The sequence below is a fragment of the Hathewaya limosa genome (assembly GCF_030815255.1).
GTDB classification, from domain to species: Bacteria; Bacillota; Clostridia; order Clostridiales; family Clostridiaceae; genus Hathewaya; species Hathewaya limosa.
The window spans coordinates 65,204-83,432 of the sequence record NZ_JAUSWN010000015.1 but is presented as its reverse complement, the minus strand read 5'-3'; the positions used below and the strand labels follow the sequence as shown (position 1 = coordinate 83,432).

Below are 18,229 nucleotides of genomic sequence, written 5' to 3'. Positions count from 1 at the left end.
GATAATAGTTATCACTATTCTTCGTCTAATCATGATAGATTTGCGTCTAATCGAGATAAAGGGGTTATAAAAATGAAGTATTCTAATATACACGAAAAATTACTTTTTGATAATGGTTTTTCCATATGCAATAATGAAAATAAATTCAATAACTTAGGAACCTGCTATAAAATAGATCCTTCTATTGGTGAAGGTTACTATTGGGTATATAATCATAAAGATATGTTTTCTTTAGTAGTTCATGATTTTTATTATCATGAGGATTTTTATTTAGAAAGTTGTCTTTCTGAATATCTAAGCGTTTCATATTATGAATCTGTATCCGGAGAAGAACTAAATCCTTACCGTCGTGTAAATGCAGGATGTGTTAAATGTTACTGGTGGTACGATCAAGAAAAGTATCAAGGATTATTTCATAAAAACATTCCCATACGTATACTAGGAATAGAATTCATGCCTAAATATTGTGATGATTTTCTAAAAAACAAGTTTGGAAATGAATATATCAATCCTAGAGCAGCTTTACTAAGTATTGACGAAACTACTGATTTTCCTGAAATGATTGTATTACTTCATCAAATATTTAATTATAGAGGTACTGGAATTTCTGCTGAATTATTCTATGAAGGTAAAGTAGCGGAGGCTATGTCTTTAATTTTGGATAAATATAAACATGAAAAAAACATAGCTTCTTCTCTTTCTCAAATAGATATAGATCATTTAAGAGATGCAGCCTCTTATATAAATGATCATTATGCCTCATTACTTACTTTAAATCAATTATGCAAAATAGCTTGTATGGGAACTACAAAGCTAAAAAAATGTTTTAAACAATTGTATAAATGTACAATAACAGAATATATTCAACACCGTCGCATGAGTCAAGCAGAACATTTTCTAACAAATACAGAATTAACTGTAGGTCAAATTTCTAAACTAGTTGGTTATCAGAGTGGTAGTAGATTTTCTGAATTATTTAAAAAAAGTACAGGCTTGTGTCCCCTTGAATATAGACACTTTTCAAAACGTGCATAGTAAACATATCCATATATTTTATACAAAAATAGGACATATATAAATTATTTTTTAATCTACATATGTCCTTAATTAATATTATTTAATTTCTAACTTATCTCCAGTTTTTAATTTTTTAGATTCTTTATATATTTCACCATCTTTTTTAGAAAGTTTTATATTTTCAACACCATCTTTTGCACATACCTCAAACATTATATGCCCTTTACGCACCTGTGGATGACGTAATATTCGCGCTCCACTACAATTACATTCCTCACGAGTTACTGCAATATACATAAATTTTTCATCTTCATAAGGTGCTTCCCCACCCTTAAGTTGACGGTGTAAACTACTTCTGCTTACACGACAAGAAAAATGACACCAATCACTTTCTAATTTAGGACATTTATTATTATGTACACAAGGTGCTGCTATATTTGCACCACATTTTATTAATTCTTCACGTATTTTCTTTAAATTAGAAAATCCTACTGGTGTTCCTGGTTCTATAATCAACAACATTTTATTTGTAGCATTCCATAGCTTCTTTGCTGCCTTGATCCTATCTTCAGGTGACATTTCATTTAATACATATGATGCAACAACCAAGTCAGCCTTTTCAGGAATTTCATCTATAGTTAAGTCATGAGAAATCCATTTTGCGTTACGTAATACCTGTGATCCATTTTGCATTAATGCCTTGCCCGTTTTACGCATAGCACTTTCTCTCTCTAGACAAACAATATTTTTCAAATCTAACTTTTCATCAACTGCCCACGCAACTGCACCAGTTCCTGCACCTACATCTAATAAAGTTTCAGGATAGCATTGTGAATCTTCAAGAGCATGCTGAAGTGCCATAGAAACAGCTCCAAATGTTGCTGGCATTCGTGCTGCGGCATATGCTACTGCTTCTGTATCACGAGTTAAAAGTCGTTTACCTTTCCCACTTTCTGTTCTGTATCTCATACTAATTACCTGAGCATCATTCATCATTTGTGTTTGTTGCACACCTTTTATTTCAGCTTCTAATGCTGCACGAAGCGTCTGTGGAATTTCCATGTATTGTATCTCTCCTTATATGCTATATTTCATCCTATTTCTCTACCAATTTTAAAGCTAATTTAAGCTTCTGTCAATGTAACTGAAAATATAAAAAATAAAGAGACTGTCCCACTAATTTTTTAGTGAGATAGTCCCTTTTATTTTTTTATGTTATTTTATAATTAAATTTTAATATTATTATTTTATATTTTTCCAAAACATTCTTGATGCACTAGGATTCCAACCTGGTTGGGCATAATGAAATCTTTTACACTCATAAAATTTACCTTTATATAAAACAACTTTCCCCTTTTTATATGGTATTTTTTGATTTTGTGTTAAGCTTTCATCAACTGTCCATTCTCTTATATCTAACTTTTCCCAAAACATTGGTGCCACAGAAGGTTTAAAAACTTCATGAGGATAATGAGCTCTCTTACATTTATATACGCCATTATCATGTATTACAACTTGTCCCTTTGTATATAATGTTTTTTGACTTTGAGTTAAACTACTTTTACTATTCCAAGTAGAAATATCATTTTGCATTGCTGAAATAGTAGAAACATTTATACTACATAATATTGTAGTACTTAAAAGTACAGAAGTTAAAATTTTTGATTTTTTCATAAAATACTTCTCCCCTAACATAAAATTTCTATTAGGTCGGTTGCACTACTAACTCAGTATAATTCAAGTGCCCACATAAAAATTATACTTCATAGTTTCCTGACAATATTATACATAAAATCCACATAAAATTAAAGTAATATTGTGAAAATTAAGGTAATATTTTTCTTTTTATTTGTATGATTTAACATGTTCTTGAATATTTATCATTCTGTACTATAATAAAATAAGTTTTTATCAACTTTACTTTAATTCTTATATTTCTAATCTTTATTATTAAAATTTTCTTTAAGTTTTTCTTTTGCAATATCTAACCCTAAACTAGCAGCCTTTTTATACAGCTCAAGAGATTTTTCTTTATTTTGATCAACGCCATCACCGATATAATATATTTCACCCAAATTAAATAAGGCATACGGATTATCTTTGTTTGCTGCCTTAGTATACCATTTTATAGCTTGTTTTATATCCTTGTAGCCATCCTCATTAAAATCATATATATAAGCTAAATTACATTGTGCATTAGTATGACCTTGTTTAGCTGCTAAAGAATACCATTTTATAGCATTCTTAATGTTTTTCTCTATTCCCTTTCCTTCACTATACATGTATCCTACGTTAAATTGAGAATTAACATCTCCATGTGCTGCTGCCCTAAGTGACCACTTAAAAGCTTTTTTTAAATCTTTTGGTACATCTTTTCCTACCATGTACATATAAGCTAAATTACATTCCGCTTTTGAATAGTTTTGTTCTGCTGAAGAAGTATACCATATAATAGCTTTTTTTATGTTTTTAGTAACATATATACCTTTATGATAATAACATCCTAGGTTAAATTGTGCTACTTTATCCCCTTTAAGTGCAGATTTTTTACAAATATCAAATTGGTTCTCTTCATTATTTATAGTTTTTTCTTTATAGTTTTCTAATTTAATATCTTCTTTTTCTAAATCACTTTTCTCTTCATTTGATAAATTTTCTTCTATATCATTGAATATCATCATAAAAAATACCTCACATATATTAACCTCTATTTTAGGTATATTAAGTAAAATTTCAATATATGCTTTATATATCTTTCTTTACATTAATTTTAAATATAATATATGCTTCAATGCAAATTTCTAAAATACACTGTACTTCGCAGAACATTCTTGCCACTATAAAGTTTGTGAAAATTTATTGATATACTCTTAAGTATTATTTTAACAATATTGTTTAAAATCTAATTTAGACTTAATGATAATATTTCATAAAAATTATAGCTAAAAATAAAGAAATTATACCGAATATTTTAAGTGATTTTTCAAATTTTTCCTCTTTAGCTTTATCATATACCTGAAAAGTTTTATCTAAAGATTTCTCTTCTTTGTTTATTTGCCTTTTTTCTATATCTTTTTCTTCTTTTTTTATGTTTTTTTCTTTAATGTTATAATTAGTACAAGGCCTTTTATTATGTTGTTCATTATCCATAAAAAATTCTCCCCTTACATAAATTATTTGTTTAAATCTCTATGAAATTTATGTATTATAATTTATACTATGTACATTCTTATATTAAATTATTATAATTGTGAAAAATAAAACTTGTCAAACAAATATAAGTTAATAAAAACCTTTTAGTATTCAAATACAGCCTTTTAAATAAATTACTTAACAAAAAAAGGACTAAACCAATGAATATGGCCTAATCCTTAAATAATTCATAACTTTCATTAATTTTTTTGCTTATTCTGCACTTTTAAGTGATTCTATCATATCTATTTCATCAAATTTTTTATACATAACTAAATTTATAATTATTGAAAATCCTATAGTAAGTAATACTGAATATACAAAATAAATAGGCTCAACTTTTCTTAAAAACAGTAATATATTAGTTTCTGCAGTTATAATTACAAATTTATTAAGAACTATTCCTAATAATATGCCAATAATGCTACCTATAATAGTAAGTATTACATTCTCTCTGTATATATACATTGCAAGTTCCTTGTTATAGAATCCTAAAAGTTTTATTGTAGCAAGTTCTCTTTTTCTTTCATTTATATTTATATTGGTAAGGTTATAAATTACAACAAAAGCTAAAACTCCTGCCGATATTATAAGTATTATAACCACTGAATTTATACTAGTAATACTTTTATCATAATCAAATTGAATATTATTTTTAAAGACTATAGAATTAATTCTTTCAATTCTTGTTAAAAACTTTGATGTTTTTTCTTGTGATTCTTCTGAAACATTTTTTAACAATCCATAAAAACTATTAAACTCTAACTTCTTTTTGGTTAATTTCTTATAATATTCAGGACTCATATATATATAGTGCTGAATATAATGCTCTGTTATTCCAACTATTTTAACCCTTACACTCTTATTGTTAATAGTAATATTAAAATCATCACCTATATTCTTATTTATAAGTTTACAAAGCTTTTCTGTTATGATTACTCCCTCATTACTAAGCTTTAGCTCTTTATCTTTCATGTTAAGATTTACAAATGAATTAATTTTAGTTTTATTTTCTGGTACTACTACATACACATCTTCATTTGCTGAACTTTTAGTTTTAACCAAAGCATTTTTAGAATAAGTAAATAATATAGATTTTATATTTTTATCTTTGATAATATTTTCTTTTATCTTATTTTTTTCATTTAAGTCTACATCCTTGCTAAGATTGCTTTGAAAGTTATATTTATAAATTTTATTAAATTGCTTTTCCGTAGAACATATTATTCCATCTTTGATACCAAAGCCTGTTATCATTAATGCAGTACATGCAGCTATACCTATTACAGTCATAAAAAACCTCTGCTTGTATCTAAATATATTTCTTGCAGTAACTTTTTTAGTAAAACTTAATTTCTCCCATACAAAAGTTATTTTTTCAAGAAATATTATTTTCCCACCCTTAGGTGCTTTAGGTCGCATTAGGGATGCTGGTACTTCCCTTAATTCTTCTAATGTGGCTAAGACTGTAGATATTGATGTAAGTAGTATAACTATTATAGATGCTTGCAATGCTAAAAATATGTTAAAAGAAGAAATACTATATGGAATAGTATAAAGCGTACTATATGCTTTCATTATAAGCGGTGGAAATAATTTAAATCCAATTCCTATTCCAACTATGCTTCCAACAATACTTGCCAAAAGTGAGTATATAAGATAGTGACATACTATAGTAATTCTTGAATATCCTAATGCTTTAAAGGTACCAATTTCAATTCTCTTTTCCTGCACCATCCTTGTCATAGTAGTAAGACTGACTAATGCTGCTACTAAAAAGAAGATAAGAGGAAATACTTTTCCTATATTGTCTATTCTATTACTATCTTGTCTATAAGTTTCATATCCCACATTACTATTCCTATCCATTATATACCATTGAGGTTTGGATAAAGTTTTAAGTTTATCCTTTGCTTTTTTAATTTCTAATTCTTTCTCTTTAAACTTAATTTTCATCTCTTCTACATTTGTATTTATGTTATTAGAATTGTTGTTTGCAAGCATGCTTTTCCTTTTAGCATAATTTAATTTGTTTTGTAAATTCTGAATTATTTTATTCCCATCTGTTAAAATTTGCTTATGTCTATTTTCACTACTCTTAATTCCAAGTGTTTTTAAATCATTCTTTATCCTTGTAATCTTTTCTTTATAATCATCATTATATAAAAGACTCTTTTCAGAAGATTTGTCCTGTATTTTTATATAGGCCTCAGTAAAAACTGAACTTTTAAATACTTCAGGTAATACATATATAAATCCTTTCACAGAGCCATTACCAACGGAACTTAATTGTCGCTGTGTTGATATATAAAGAGGAGAATATGATGTTCCTACTATTTTGAACTCTGTATTTTTTAAGTTCTCACCTATTTTACTATTATTTCCCGATTGTAACTTTATTTTATCATGTAAATTTAACTTATTTTCTTTTAAAAATCTTTCTTCAACTATAGCTTCATTACTATTTTTAGGCTTTCTTCCTCTAACAATTTTTATATCATTTATTCCATTTTCTCTAGGTAAAGATTTTATATTCATAACTAAAGAATGCTTATTTTTTTCTATTATTGCATCCAAAGAATATGTGCCCTCTGCATTCTTTACACCCTTAACTTTATTTATTTCATCTAAATCATCTTTTGTAAGTCCTAAAGTTGAAATTATTTTAAAATCCATTAAGTTATTTTTACTAAAATATAAGTCTCCAGATTTTTTCATATCTGGACTTGTTGCTCTAACGCCTGCATAAAAAGCTACTCCAACTGCGATAATAATTATTATGGATAAGAATCTTGAAAATGTACTTTTTATATCTCTGAATAAATTCTTTAAAAATGTTTTTTTCATAATTACCACTCTATACTTTCTACAGAAACTTTATTTTGATTTTTCTCTACATTTTCGACTTTTCCACTTTTTACAGTTATTATTTTATCAGCAATTGGAGCTATAGCAGAATTATGAGTTATGATTATAACGGTCATATTATATTTTTTTGAAGTATCAATTAATAATTTTAATATAGACTTGCCTGTATTATAATCTAAAGCACCAGTTGGTTCATCACAAAGAAGTAACTTAGGATTTTTAGCAAGAGCCCTAGCTATAGAAACTCTCTGCTGCTCTCCTCCAGATAATTGTGAAGAAAAATTATGTATTCTATCTCCTAAGCCCACATCTTTAAGAACTTCCATAGGCTCCATAGCATCTACACATATTTCTACTGCTAATTCTACATTTTCAACAGCATTTAAATTTTGAACTAAATTATAAAACTGAAATACAAATCCTATATCTTCACGTCTATATTTTGTAAGTTGTTTTTTATTATATTTGCTTATATCATTTCCATTCACATAAATGTTTCCTTCTGTTACTTCATCCATACCACCTATAAGGTTAAGAATAGTTGATTTTCCTGCTCCACTTGCTCCCAGAATAATAACGACTTCCCCCTTATCTATTGAAAAGGAAACATCATCTACAGCTTTAATAGTAACTTCCCCCATACTATAAGTTTTTTTAACATTTTTTAATTCTATAAAACTTCCCATTTGTATATTCCTCCCCTGTACATTTGTGAACCTTGGTTCTCTTTTGATTTTTTTTAAATACTGCTACTTTTAAAGTAACAGTATTTATCTTTTATCTTCAATATTTAACTTATTTATAATATCCATATAAAAAAGACTTATTAAATCATATATAAGCTTTTTCACTTCTTCCCCATCTTCTTTTTCTTCTAAAATTATAGAAATACTCTCTACAAGGCTATTTGAAACTAAATATATAATAAAATTATCCTTAAGTATTTTTCCCTGAAGTGATAGTTCATATTCCATTGTTTCAGTAACTATTCTAGTTATAAATTCTACAAAACTATTTTTACAGTTTTCATATTTAGATCCTTCACCTTTATTAAGTAAAACCGAAAGTTCTATACTATTATTTTTGAATATATCCATAATGTTATCTAAAAGTCCATAGAATATTTCCTCTGCCTTGTCATTGATTTCTACTTTAGAAAATTGATTAATATAACCCATAAGCCTATTATAAACTGAACCTATAAGTTCCTCATAGAGTGACTCTTTATTATTAAAATACTTATATAAATTTCCCACTGAAGTATTAGCATTTTTAGCAATGGATCTTATAGAAGCTCCTCTATATCCTTTTTCTTTAAACTCATTTAAAGCTTCTTTTAGTATATTATTTCTAACTTCCTCTTTTAAATACTGCATAAGAAAACCTCCGTTCATTTTTAAGTTTATGACAGTTTAAGTGTACTTGTCAATAGAATATCTATAAATATTTTAGAATATTCCCTTAAAAATAAACCTATATAGATATAACAGTTTTTTAGTTTTTGAAAATACTATTCTTTTATTAATTATTTTTATTCTTTTACTGCCATAATTTTATAAACAGGAATCTCCATTCCTTTAGTCTTTTTCACAAAGTCTTGTAGATTTTCTTCTTCTTTAATTAATCCTTGTATGATTTCTAAATTTTTCATCCTATTTAATAACATTTTAAATCTATAATTAAAAAACTCTAAGCAATCTTCTCCTAATATTCGTTCCGGACTACTTTCTACTTTTACATCTTTAAACTCCAAAATTTCCAAAATATCTTTTAAAATTTCAGGTTCTATTTCGTTGTATGGTAACTCACCTAAAAACATATTTACTGATTTTAATAATCTCCATTTTTGGGCCCATACTTCTTGCATAGGATTATTAATATTTGTTATAGGATATTCTTCCTCTATATATAATTTCCCTCCCACTTTTAAAACTTTTTTAAATTTATTTAATGCTATAACACCTCTTCCACTTCTAGAATTAATTGCACATATAGTATAATTACAAACTATAAAATCTATTGAATCTTCTTCTATACCAGCTAACTCACAAGCATCTGTTCTAACAAAAGAGACTGGTACTTTATAATTACTTATTTTTTCTTTTATACTTTCAAAATTGCCATCATACCTTTAAAGATATTTTAAACCCTCTTCTTACTAGAGAGTCAACTGAAATTTCATTATATTTAAATAATTATTTTATCTCCTAATATAAATCTCTTTTAAACTTTAATAATTAACATTTTATAATTTATTGCAAGATATTTATATTATATAGAATATTAATTTAATTCTCTATAAAAAACTTTGTTTAACAAACTAAATTATAATAATTTAAGAAGCTTTAATAAAAAAAGATAAATATAAAAAGGCTGTTGATAAGTTGTGTTTATCAACAGCCTGAATAGGTCAAAAGATCTATCCTTTTTTAACTTTATAAAAGATTTATAATATTTTACTTAACTAATTCTACAGTTGTACCAAAATTATTAGCTATTTTTTGTGTTAATATAACTCTTGAATTAGATTCATCTAACTCAATTTTAAAATATTTAGTAAAAGATGAGTTAGCTTTAAATGCATTTTCTACTTTTTTAGCTATATCACTAGTACTATCTCCCTTTTTAACATCTACAGAAACTGTACCTATATTTATACCAACTGTTCCCTTAATTCTTAGTGTTAGGGTTTCATCCTTACTTGCCCCTTCAGTTATTGTAACATGACACTTCTCTTTTACTCTTAATTCACCTAAATCCCCTATTTTTTCATCATCTTGGAAAAATTCAATCTCATCTGTTCCTAATGCCAAGTTATTAACATTTTCTCTAATTTCTCTACATTCAAATTTAACACTTGCACCTTTTTCTTCCACTACTACATATCCAGTTTCAAACTTCCAATTTGGATCATTTTCAAGTGCTTTTAAAATTTTACTTTTTATACTACCTGAATCATCTCCAGTTACTAAGTTTATTAACTTACCTGCAACAGTAATTGTTTGATTTTTAGTTAGTTTTTTACCTGCAATTTTAAATGCTAAATATCCCTGCTGATTTGTAGCTTCTCTACCTATTACAAATTTATCTACTAATTCACTTTTTATTTCTACTTCTTTGCTTTTTTCTACAACTTTATTTTTTATTGTATTTACCTTTACCTCGAACATTATACGAGCTTGTTTACTCTGACTACTTTCTCTAGCCGCTAATAAATTTAATTTTACTGTATCATTAACCTCTTTATTATCTCTTACTTTTATTTTTAATATATCGTTTTCATCAATTGACAAACTTAATATATTAGTTTTTCCTTTTTGAGCTATAATATTATATAATATTTTTTCACCATCTTCTACTGTAACTGCTGGTCCTTGTCCATTTATATTTTTTAAATCTATACTTATTTCATTTACACCATTTATTTCAAATATATATCCCTCTAAAACGCCTGTTCTAGTTGGATATATGTTATGCTTAGCTTGGTTTTCTTGTTCTGCTTTTTTTCTTTCTTGTTCAAGTTTAATCTGTCTTGCCTTCTCTTCTTCTGCCTGTTTTTTAGCTTTTTCAAGTTCAGCTTGTTTTTGTTTTTCTATAGCAGCTTGTTTTGCCTTCTCTTCTTCTAATTTTTGTTTACTATCATTAACTTCATTATTTTCTTCTACAACTTTATTTTTTATTGTATTTACCTTTACCTCGAACATTATACGAGCTTGTTTACTCTGACTACTTTCTCTAGCCGCTAATAAATTTAATTTTACTGTATCATTAACCTCTTTATTATCTCTTACTTTTATTTTTAATATATCATTTTCATCAATTGACAAACTTAATATATTAGTTTTTCCTTTTTGAGCTATAATATTATATAATATTTTTTCACCATCTTCTACTGTAACTGCTGGTCCTTGTCCATTTATATTTTTTAAATCTATACTTATTTCATTTACACCATTTATTTCAAATATATTTCCCTCTAAAACGCCTGTTCTAGTTGGGTATATGTTATGCTTAGCTTGGTTTTCTTGTTCTGCTTTTTTTCTTTCTTGTTCAAGTTTAATCTGTCTTGCCTTCTCTTCTTCTACCTGTTTTTTAGCTTTTTCAAGTTCAGCTTGTTTTTGTTTTTCTATAGCAGCTTGTTTTGCCTTCTCTTCTTCAACTTTGCCTTGATTTTCTTGTTTATCCTTATGATTTTGTTTAACGTTTTCTTCCACAATTCTATTTGGTTCATAGTTCTTTAATATTTCATCTATTTTTTCAGAAGTTAATTTTAGGTTTAAGCTTGACCAATAAAGGCCAGCGTTAAAAGCTTTATTTTTATCTGCCCCTATATGTTTTAAATATTCAACTAGTTCTTCTGAAGTTCTACAATTTTTAATTGCTTCTTTCTCCGCATTACCTATTCTTTTGTCAACAATTTCCATATATTTTTTAGCTAATGCTTTAACCTCTAAAACTTGAGTGAAAATTTCAGCTGAATATTCATCTACAAATTTTTTAACCCCATCATTATACTTTACCTTATTTAAATCACTTAATTCTTCTTCTACTTTTTCTAAAACTAGAGTATTATTAGGTGCTACTTTAATATTCTTTACACTAGAAACTAATTTTTCAATTTTTACTTGCTGAACTTTATCTAACTCAGCAGACCAAGTTCTTTTATATTGATCTTCAATTACATCTTTAACTAATTCTCTACCTGTGTTTATATCTTCTTGTTTGTTACTTTTTTTTGATTTCTCTATAGATTTAATTATTTCAACAAATATAGGATGCTGTTTAGTATCAACTTGCTTTGAAAATTCACCAATAGCCCAATTTAATGATTTAGGTAATTTACCAATAGCCTCTCTAGCTTCTTTTATAGATTCTTGAGTTCCTAATTTTAAACATTTTTCAGTTGCATTATATGCATCTTTATAAAGTTGATCTATATTTTTTTTACCAGTAGTATTCTTTGAAATCTTTTCTGTTTTTTTCTCATTTTCTCTAGAATTACTTTGTAAAATAGCAGATTTCTTTTTTCTAAGCTGTATTTTTTCATCTAAACTAACATTTTCATCTTCTATTTCATTAATATCTATACTTTCATTAGTTACCCTTAGTGCTATATCTTGTCCTGATTTTTTTAAATTCCTTTTAACATCAGACCATAATGAATTTTGTACTGCAAAACCATTTGTAGCTATACTCATTGTTAACGTTAATGCGATTAAACTACTTAAAAATACTTTTCTCATAAAATCTCTCCTTTTATTTTATTGATTATATTTTATATATTAATATATTGGTTACAATTTGTTCAATTTTTTCTTATATTTTTAACATAGTGTTAACATTCATTTAACATTAAACAACATTTTTTGACAAATTAGCTGAATTATTTTTGTATTTATTGATTATTTTTCAATTTATTAATCTTACTTATTCATTTTTATTTAACTTTTTCCATTAAAAAAAGAACAATTAAGCTACATTTCTCTATACATTTAAATATTGCATAGTAATAGCTTTTTTGTTCTTTTAACTTTATTCTTTTATATTAAATTTTACTCTGAATCTGAATTATTTAGATTTTTATCGATTTTGGAATTATATATAATTCCTAAAGTTACAATTATAGACCCTATTATTTTATTTATTTCTATATTTCCACATATTATAAAGTCAATTATAATTCCCGTTATTACTTGCCCTATAAATAAAAGTATCATACTATAAAATACTGGTATTCTAGGAATTATTATGTTTGATGTATATACAACCGATACCCCTATTAAACCTCCTAAAAACATAAATATAGGTGTGCTTTTTAATTGTGCTATTGATATTTGTACTGAACTTCCTATAACCAACAATGTAAATATAGAAAAAATCAATCCAACTATATAATTTATTAATGTACTTTGAATTAATCCTACCTTTTTTGCAAGTGTTGAATTAATAACCATAGATAATGTAGTTAATATTCCACCTATTATTGCAAGTATGTACATTTATTATTCCTCCTATCTTATTGTCATTACTATTAATCCAATTATTATAATAGTAAAACCTATTAATTTTTTGCTATTAAATCCATATCTTTTCATTCCGAATAACCCATAGTTATCGATAAATGATGAAAATACTAATTGTCCAAATACAGCTAAAGAAGTTGTCAATGTAACACCTATAGTTCCTATTGTTAAAATATTACTTATTGTTAATGCAACACCTACTGCACCTCCACAAAATAGATATTTTGGAATATTGGTATTAATTTTAACCATTTCTTTTCTTATTATCATAATTAAAATTGTAGCAATTAATCCCACTATATGGATTATTATAAGTGAATACATTGTTCCAACTTTTCCTTCTAATTGGCTATTGAAGGTTATCATTATAGAAATTAAACTCCCGATAAATAATGCTAAAATATTATACATTAATTATTCCCCCATTAATAATGTTACTTTTTTTAATCAAGTATATAATATCAAAGTAATACTTTTTTACATAGGACATTTGTCCTGTATAAATCTGAAATAAACGTTTATAATTTAATATATTACTTTGTTATTTATTTTTATCTTAAATTAATCGTCTTGGGGTGAATTACTTGAAAAAATTAAAAGATCAAACTTTACTTGAAACATATTTAAAAAAATATTTATTAGATACATATTTAAATAAAAATTTGATAAACTACTGTGAACTTCATACCTTCAATAAAAACGAAATGATTTGCACATTAAATGAAAATATGTATTATATGTATTTTTTAGTTAAAGGAAAGGCTAAAATTTACACTCTTATATCAACTGGAAAATCTCTACTCCTATCATTTACAACTCCTCTTTCAATAATGGGGGATATTGAATTTTTAGATAATCCTGCGGCTGACTGCTCTGTACAAGCTCTAGAATGTTGTCATTGTATTGCAATTCCAATTGATAAAGTTCAAAAATTTGCATGTAATGATCCTAAATTTTTAAGATTTATTATATACTCCTTAGAAAAAAAACTTAGAAATAACTCAAATTTTAGTTCTATAAACATGCTCTATCCATTAAAAAATAGGTTTGCAAGCTATTTACTATCTATTCCAAGTACTGATGATAATATAGTTGAAATTGAGGAACTAACACATATATCTGAACTTTTAGGTTCTAGTTATAGACATTTAAATAGAGTTATTAAAGATCTTTGTGATACTAATGTTATAGTAAAAGAAGTAAATACTATAAAAATATTAAATATAGATAAGTTAAAAATGTTAGCATTAGATATATACAAACATGAAAAATAAAAAAACTATAAGTTTTAAAAATCCAATTTTGTTTTATAATATAATTTATTATAAAACTTGGACTAATAGTTGCTTATAGCCTATTTATTAATTTTAATTATTTGTTTGGTCTCTATAAACCTTATTGTAAATAAATTTTTAGTTATGTAATTCCTTAATAAACATTTGTGCCGTTTTTCCATCATCAACTTTATAAGTTTTACACAATATAAATCCATTTTTTAATAATATTTTCTTTGAACGTATATTATCTGGGTTTATTATTGCTGTGACCTTAGATATATTACTTATTTTTTTAATTTTTTCTAGTAAGTTTTCCGCAATTTCAGTTCCATATCTATTTCCCCAATATTCTGGAAGTAATAAATATTCAATTTCCGCCTCTGTACAATCATTATTTACCGAAATGGCAGCTAGTCCTATAAAAGTATCCTCATTCTTTTGAAAAACTTTGAAATATCCAAAATCCTTAGTTTTACTGTTTTGCTCCATCATCTTTTTATAAAACCCTTCGGATTCTTCTCTAGTAAAAATTCTTCCATAATTCATTACCATTAATTCTTCATTAGTAGTCAACTTTAAAAAATATGAAAAATCTTCTTCTAAAACAAACCTCTTAAAACATATTCTTTTTTCCATCCCTACACCTCCAATATTTAAAATAATTAATTTGTTATATATGCATATGATATTCATTAATCATTTCTATTTTAGCACCTTTATTCTCCCAAATCTTCCTAGATGCAATATTATTCTTTTTAATCTTACTGCTTAAATATATTATTTCCTTTTTTCTAGCATACTCTAATATTTTTTCAAAAGCTTTAGTTTCATATACTTTTCCCCAATATTTACTACCACTCCAGTAACCAACCTTTGCTTTTTTATTTTTAATATCTTGATTACTTAAAGAAATAGTTCCAATAGCTATATCTTTATAAATAATAGCAAATACCTCTGCGTTATTGATCTTGCACCATTTATCACTGTACTTTAAAAATTCTTCTATAGATATTTCTTCTCTGTTTTCTTTTGTTCCTAAAGAATTTAATAATACAGTATCTTTATTTAATATTTCTAAAATTTGACCTGCAAAAGCATTATTAACTTTTTAATATCTATATTCCTTTTTACCATAAATTCAATTAATCTCCCTAACATATGCTAAAATTAAATGTTATAATAAAACTTAACTTTTTTAATTAATTTTTATTCTATAGTATATTTGAGAATATTTCAACATTTTTATATACTTAATTCTTATAAACACATGCACTTTATATACTTTATTTTTTTCGTAGTATTCCTTTATATATACCTATAACATTATATATAAGTACAATCAATAATATAAAAAAATAGTTTTTATTTTCAAAAGACTTTTTAGTTAACATTGTTAGTATAATTGCTAACATTATAGCTACAATGATAAAAAAATTAAATTTCTTTTGATTTTTTATTATCTTATTTGCTAACTTACTTAAATCTAAATTTATCATATTTTTTCTATATCCTTTATATCCTATATTTATTTTCATAGAAACTATGTTAACTATACTTATTAACATCTTAGAATTCTTTAAAAGTTAAACTAATTTATTTTATATAACCTATTAATTATATAAAAAACATATAAAATTCTTGTAAGAATATAACTCAAATTATATCACATAAGCTATTTTAGATTATTATAATATTTAAATTAACTAAAAATATTTTCTAGTTAATTTAAATACAAGAATTATATAAAAAAATACCAACTAATAACTTTAATTTATTAATTAATAAAAAAAAGTATATATAGTTATTCCTAAAAATCCAGAAATATACTAATATACTTTATTTTTTTTAATACTAAATTTATATATATACTTTATCATCTAATTACACTATAAAAGGAGAACTTAATATTCTCCTTTTATAGTGTAATATTCTAAGTTAATTAGCTATTTATAAGATTGCATATGTTTTTTATAATCTTTATTATTATTGTATCTTAAACTTTTGTACTGTTTTATTAAGTTTTTCAGATTGCTCTGCCTGAATCTGTGCTGTCTTTGAAATTTCCATAATAGCTTTAGTTGTTTCATCAATACTTGATAGAATCTCTTCTGAACCTTCTGCTGATTCTTGGGAAGTAGCTGATATATTTTGTATTGCAGCACTTATTTGATTCATGGATTCTAAAATCTGATTAGTACTTAAAGAAATTTCATTTGAAATACTATTAATAAATTCTGCATCTTTTTCATACTGAGTTCCAGTATCTAAAAGTAATTTATAACTTGGCTTTACATTTTCATCAATAAAAGCTAAAACATCTTCTGTATTTTGTGAAAGATTAGTAAAAGCTTCTTGAACCTGCATTACTATATTTTGAATACTAGATACGGCATTTCCTGATTCTTCTGCAAGTGTTCTTATTTCTTCTGCAACTACAGCAAAACCTTTTCCTTGTTCACCTACTCTTGCTGCTTCAATAGCCGCATTTAGTGCTAATAAATTAGTTTGTTCTGATATAGCAGCTATAGCATCTGCCATAACTTTTATTTGTTCTACTATTTTTCCGGACTTAATTGCATCTATTATTTTATCATGCTTTTCTTTATAAATTCCTTCTATATTTTTTATAGAGCTAGTCCCTTCTTTGCTTATATTATTTGCTCTTTTCTTTATCTCTATAGATGATTTTTTTGCTCTTTCCGCTTTTTCTACAAACTCATTTGTTACGGATGAAACCTCTTGTGTAGATGCATTTACTTGTTCTGTAGTAGCACTTAAGTCTTCTGTTCCCTTTGATATCTGTTGAGTAGATTCATCTATTACATCCATTTTTGATGAAATTTCTTGCATAGAAGCCGAAAGCTGCTGACTAGACAAAGTTACCTGAGCTGCTATATCCATAATTTGAACAATTACTTCTTTTATATCTTTTAAAAATCTATTAAATGCTATTGCTAAATCCCCTATTTCATCACTTGATTTTACAGTAATATTTTCTGAAAGATCTCCTTTTCCATTTGATAATTTTTCTAATTCTTCTGTTATAAGACTTATTGGCTTTAATATTGAATTCTTAATTAAGATTATAGCAAAAACAGTAAAACCTAGTGCAAATATAAGGAACAAACAATTTATTATTTTTGCCTTCAAAATTTTATTTTTAGTAGAATTAGAATAACTATCAACAACTTTATCAATTTGTTGTGTACTATTGTTATCTTTATTTAACCTTTCTTCTTTGTGATCTACAATATTTACATCACTTTCAATTGACTTGTAAGTTAAAAGATTTGTACCTATTACTATTAATATTAAAAATAAACAAACTAAACTCATAACCCTTACTTTTGTTTTAATTTTCATAAAATCCCCCCTTATTAGTTATGTATAGGTTATATAAAATTTATTATGTATGAACAAGGATTAAATGACTTATTAGTTTGAATTTTAATATATTTACTTATTATATATATTACCACAATTTTGACTTATTTTTTAAAAATTTATAATATTATCTAGATACAATTTTTTAGAATATAAAAAATTATAACTTGTACTACTATTATAATTGGAATACCATATTTAAATTTAATATGTTTAGTTTTATGTTTAAAGGTTTCCATTCCTAAATAAGATCCTATACCTCCCCCTAAAATAGCAATCATAATTAAAGTACTTTCTTTTATTCTCCATTGTGATTTTACAGCTTTTCTTTTATCTAAATACATAGAAATAAAGCCTATTACATTAATACAAATAAAATAATTTATTATCATGAACTTCATTATTTTTTCTTTTTTCCTCCAATATTTTTCTACTTTAAATACACACAACTAAGTTTTTCTTTTTTTA

General features: G+C 25.5%; 18 protein-coding genes and 1 riboswitch. Of the genes, 2 read left to right on the top strand and 16 right to left on the bottom strand.

Annotated features, from left to right (window positions below):
• Positions 1–72: 72 nt before the first annotated feature.
• The gene (locus QOZ93_RS09590) at positions 73–1,035 is read left to right on the top strand and encodes a helix-turn-helix domain-containing protein (RefSeq protein ID WP_307356054.1); all 963 of its coding nucleotides are present in this window, start codon (positions 73–75) and stop codon (positions 1,033–1,035) included.
• 78 nt (positions 1,036–1,113) lie between these two features.
• Here the strand turns inward: QOZ93_RS09590 and QOZ93_RS09585 are convergent, their stop codons facing one another.
• From QOZ93_RS09585 to QOZ93_RS09535, 11 genes are all read right to left on the bottom strand, one after another.
• Complete coding sequence (locus tag QOZ93_RS09585; RefSeq protein WP_111942571.1) at positions 1,114–2,079, bottom strand: small ribosomal subunit Rsm22 family protein; 966 nt, start codon at positions 2,077–2,079, stop codon at positions 1,114–1,116.
• 180 nt (positions 2,080–2,259) lie between these two features.
• Positions 2,260–2,691, bottom strand: coding sequence for a carbohydrate-binding protein (locus QOZ93_RS09580; protein WP_307356052.1), 432 nt, complete (start codon positions 2,689–2,691; stop codon positions 2,260–2,262).
• 25 nt (positions 2,692–2,716) lie between these two features.
• A riboswitch (cyclic di-GMP riboswitch) is annotated at positions 2,717–2,800 on the bottom strand.
• Between the two features lie 154 nt (positions 2,801–2,954).
• Positions 2,955–3,698, bottom strand: coding sequence for a tetratricopeptide repeat protein (locus tag QOZ93_RS09575; RefSeq protein WP_307356050.1), 744 nt, complete (start codon positions 3,696–3,698; stop codon positions 2,955–2,957).
• Between the two features lie 232 nt (positions 3,699–3,930).
• Positions 3,931–4,167, bottom strand: coding sequence for a hypothetical protein (locus tag QOZ93_RS09570; protein WP_307356048.1), 237 nt, complete (start codon positions 4,165–4,167; stop codon positions 3,931–3,933).
• A gap of 255 nt (positions 4,168–4,422) precedes the next feature.
• Positions 4,423–7,056, bottom strand: coding sequence for an ABC transporter permease (locus QOZ93_RS09565; RefSeq protein WP_307356047.1), 2,634 nt, complete (start codon positions 7,054–7,056; stop codon positions 4,423–4,425).
• Positions 7,057–7,058: 2 nt separating this feature from the next.
• Entirely contained in the window at positions 7,059–7,763 is a 705-nt protein-coding gene (locus QOZ93_RS09560) for an ABC transporter ATP-binding protein (RefSeq protein ID WP_307356045.1), read from the bottom strand.
• Between the two features lie 84 nt (positions 7,764–7,847).
• Positions 7,848–8,453, bottom strand: coding sequence for a TetR/AcrR family transcriptional regulator (locus QOZ93_RS09555; RefSeq protein WP_307356043.1), 606 nt, complete (start codon positions 8,451–8,453; stop codon positions 7,848–7,850).
• 155 nt (positions 8,454–8,608) lie between these two features.
• Positions 8,609–9,184 (bottom strand): class I SAM-dependent methyltransferase, encoded by a 576-nt coding sequence (locus QOZ93_RS09550; protein WP_307356074.1) that lies wholly within the window; start codon positions 9,182–9,184, stop codon positions 8,609–8,611.
• A gap of 349 nt (positions 9,185–9,533) precedes the next feature.
• On the bottom strand, positions 9,534–12,320 hold the full coding sequence (locus QOZ93_RS09545) for a hypothetical protein (RefSeq protein WP_307356042.1): 2,787 nt from the start codon (positions 12,318–12,320) through the stop codon (positions 9,534–9,536).
• Between the two features lie 309 nt (positions 12,321–12,629).
• Complete coding sequence (locus QOZ93_RS09540) at positions 12,630–13,076, bottom strand: DMT family transporter (RefSeq protein ID WP_307356041.1); 447 nt, start codon at positions 13,074–13,076, stop codon at positions 12,630–12,632.
• Between the two features lie 12 nt (positions 13,077–13,088).
• Positions 13,089–13,511: a DMT family transporter gene (locus QOZ93_RS09535; RefSeq protein ID WP_111942585.1), complete on the bottom strand. Its 423-nt coding sequence runs from the start codon at positions 13,509–13,511 to the stop codon at positions 13,089–13,091.
• A gap of 173 nt (positions 13,512–13,684) precedes the next feature.
• On the opposite strand from QOZ93_RS09535, the gene QOZ93_RS09530 reads away from it, so the two are divergent.
• Positions 13,685–14,374, top strand: a complete 690-nt coding sequence (locus tag QOZ93_RS09530; RefSeq protein WP_307356040.1) for a cyclic nucleotide-binding domain-containing protein — start codon at positions 13,685–13,687, stop codon at positions 14,372–14,374.
• Positions 14,375–14,512: 138 nt separating this feature from the next.
• Here QOZ93_RS09530 and QOZ93_RS09525 read toward each other — a convergent pair whose 3' ends face one another.
• The 5 genes from QOZ93_RS09525 to QOZ93_RS09505 form a co-directional block, all read right to left on the bottom strand.
• The gene (locus QOZ93_RS09525; RefSeq protein WP_307356039.1) at positions 14,513–15,013 is read right to left on the bottom strand and encodes a GNAT family N-acetyltransferase; all 501 of its coding nucleotides are present in this window, start codon (positions 15,011–15,013) and stop codon (positions 14,513–14,515) included.
• A gap of 34 nt (positions 15,014–15,047) precedes the next feature.
• The gene (locus QOZ93_RS09520; protein WP_307356073.1) at positions 15,048–15,383 is read right to left on the bottom strand and encodes a GNAT family N-acetyltransferase; all 336 of its coding nucleotides are present in this window, start codon (positions 15,381–15,383) and stop codon (positions 15,048–15,050) included.
• 277 nt (positions 15,384–15,660) lie between these two features.
• Positions 15,661–15,912: a hypothetical protein gene (locus tag QOZ93_RS09515; protein ID WP_307356038.1), complete on the bottom strand. Its 252-nt coding sequence runs from the start codon at positions 15,910–15,912 to the stop codon at positions 15,661–15,663.
• Between the two features lie 448 nt (positions 15,913–16,360).
• Positions 16,361–17,740, bottom strand: a complete 1,380-nt coding sequence (locus tag QOZ93_RS09510) for a methyl-accepting chemotaxis protein (RefSeq protein WP_307356037.1) — start codon at positions 17,738–17,740, stop codon at positions 16,361–16,363.
• A gap of 152 nt (positions 17,741–17,892) precedes the next feature.
• The gene (locus QOZ93_RS09505) at positions 17,893–18,153 is read right to left on the bottom strand and encodes a DUF1294 domain-containing protein (RefSeq protein WP_111942603.1); all 261 of its coding nucleotides are present in this window, start codon (positions 18,151–18,153) and stop codon (positions 17,893–17,895) included.
• Positions 18,154–18,229: the final 76 nt, after the last annotated feature.

Excerpts from the sequence above, each read along its gene's own strand:
- QOZ93_RS09510 (WP_307356037.1), bottom strand. The coding sequence starts at position 17,740 with ATGAAAATTAAAACAAAAGTAAGGGTTATGAGTTTAGTTTGTTTATTT.
- QOZ93_RS09570 (WP_307356048.1), bottom strand. The coding sequence starts at position 4,167 with ATGGATAATGAACAACATAATAAAAGGCCTTGTACTAATTATAACATT.
- QOZ93_RS09585 (WP_111942571.1), bottom strand. The coding sequence starts at position 2,079 with ATGGAAATTCCACAGACGCTTCGTGCAGCATTAGAAGCTGAAATAAAA.
- QOZ93_RS09545 (WP_307356042.1), bottom strand. The coding sequence starts at position 12,320 with ATGAGAAAAGTATTTTTAAGTAGTTTAATCGCATTAACGTTAACAATG.
- QOZ93_RS09525 (WP_307356039.1), bottom strand. The coding sequence starts at position 15,013 with ATGGAAAAAAGAATATGTTTTAAGAGGTTTGTTTTAGAAGAAGATTTT.
- QOZ93_RS09535 (WP_111942585.1), bottom strand. The coding sequence starts at position 13,511 with ATGTATAATATTTTAGCATTATTTATCGGGAGTTTAATTTCTATAATG.
- QOZ93_RS09560 (WP_307356045.1), bottom strand. The coding sequence starts at position 7,763 with ATGGGAAGTTTTATAGAATTAAAAAATGTTAAAAAAACTTATAGTATG.
- QOZ93_RS09575 (WP_307356050.1), bottom strand. The coding sequence starts at position 3,698 with ATGATGATATTCAATGATATAGAAGAAAATTTATCAAATGAAGAGAAA.
- QOZ93_RS09505 (WP_111942603.1), bottom strand. The coding sequence starts at position 18,153 with ATGATAATAAATTATTTTATTTGTATTAATGTAATAGGCTTTATTTCT.
- QOZ93_RS09590 (WP_307356054.1), top strand. The coding sequence starts at position 73 with ATGAAGTATTCTAATATACACGAAAAATTACTTTTTGATAATGGTTTT.
- QOZ93_RS09540 (WP_307356041.1), bottom strand. The coding sequence starts at position 13,076 with ATGTACATACTTGCAATAATAGGTGGAATATTAACTACATTATCTATG.
- QOZ93_RS09565 (WP_307356047.1), bottom strand. The coding sequence starts at position 7,056 with ATGAAAAAAACATTTTTAAAGAATTTATTCAGAGATATAAAAAGTACA.
- QOZ93_RS09515 (WP_307356038.1), bottom strand. The coding sequence starts at position 15,912 with ATGAAAATAAATATAGGATATAAAGGATATAGAAAAAATATGATAAAT.
- QOZ93_RS09580 (WP_307356052.1), bottom strand. The coding sequence starts at position 2,691 with ATGAAAAAATCAAAAATTTTAACTTCTGTACTTTTAAGTACTACAATA.
- QOZ93_RS09555 (WP_307356043.1), bottom strand. The coding sequence starts at position 8,453 with ATGCAGTATTTAAAAGAGGAAGTTAGAAATAATATACTAAAAGAAGCT.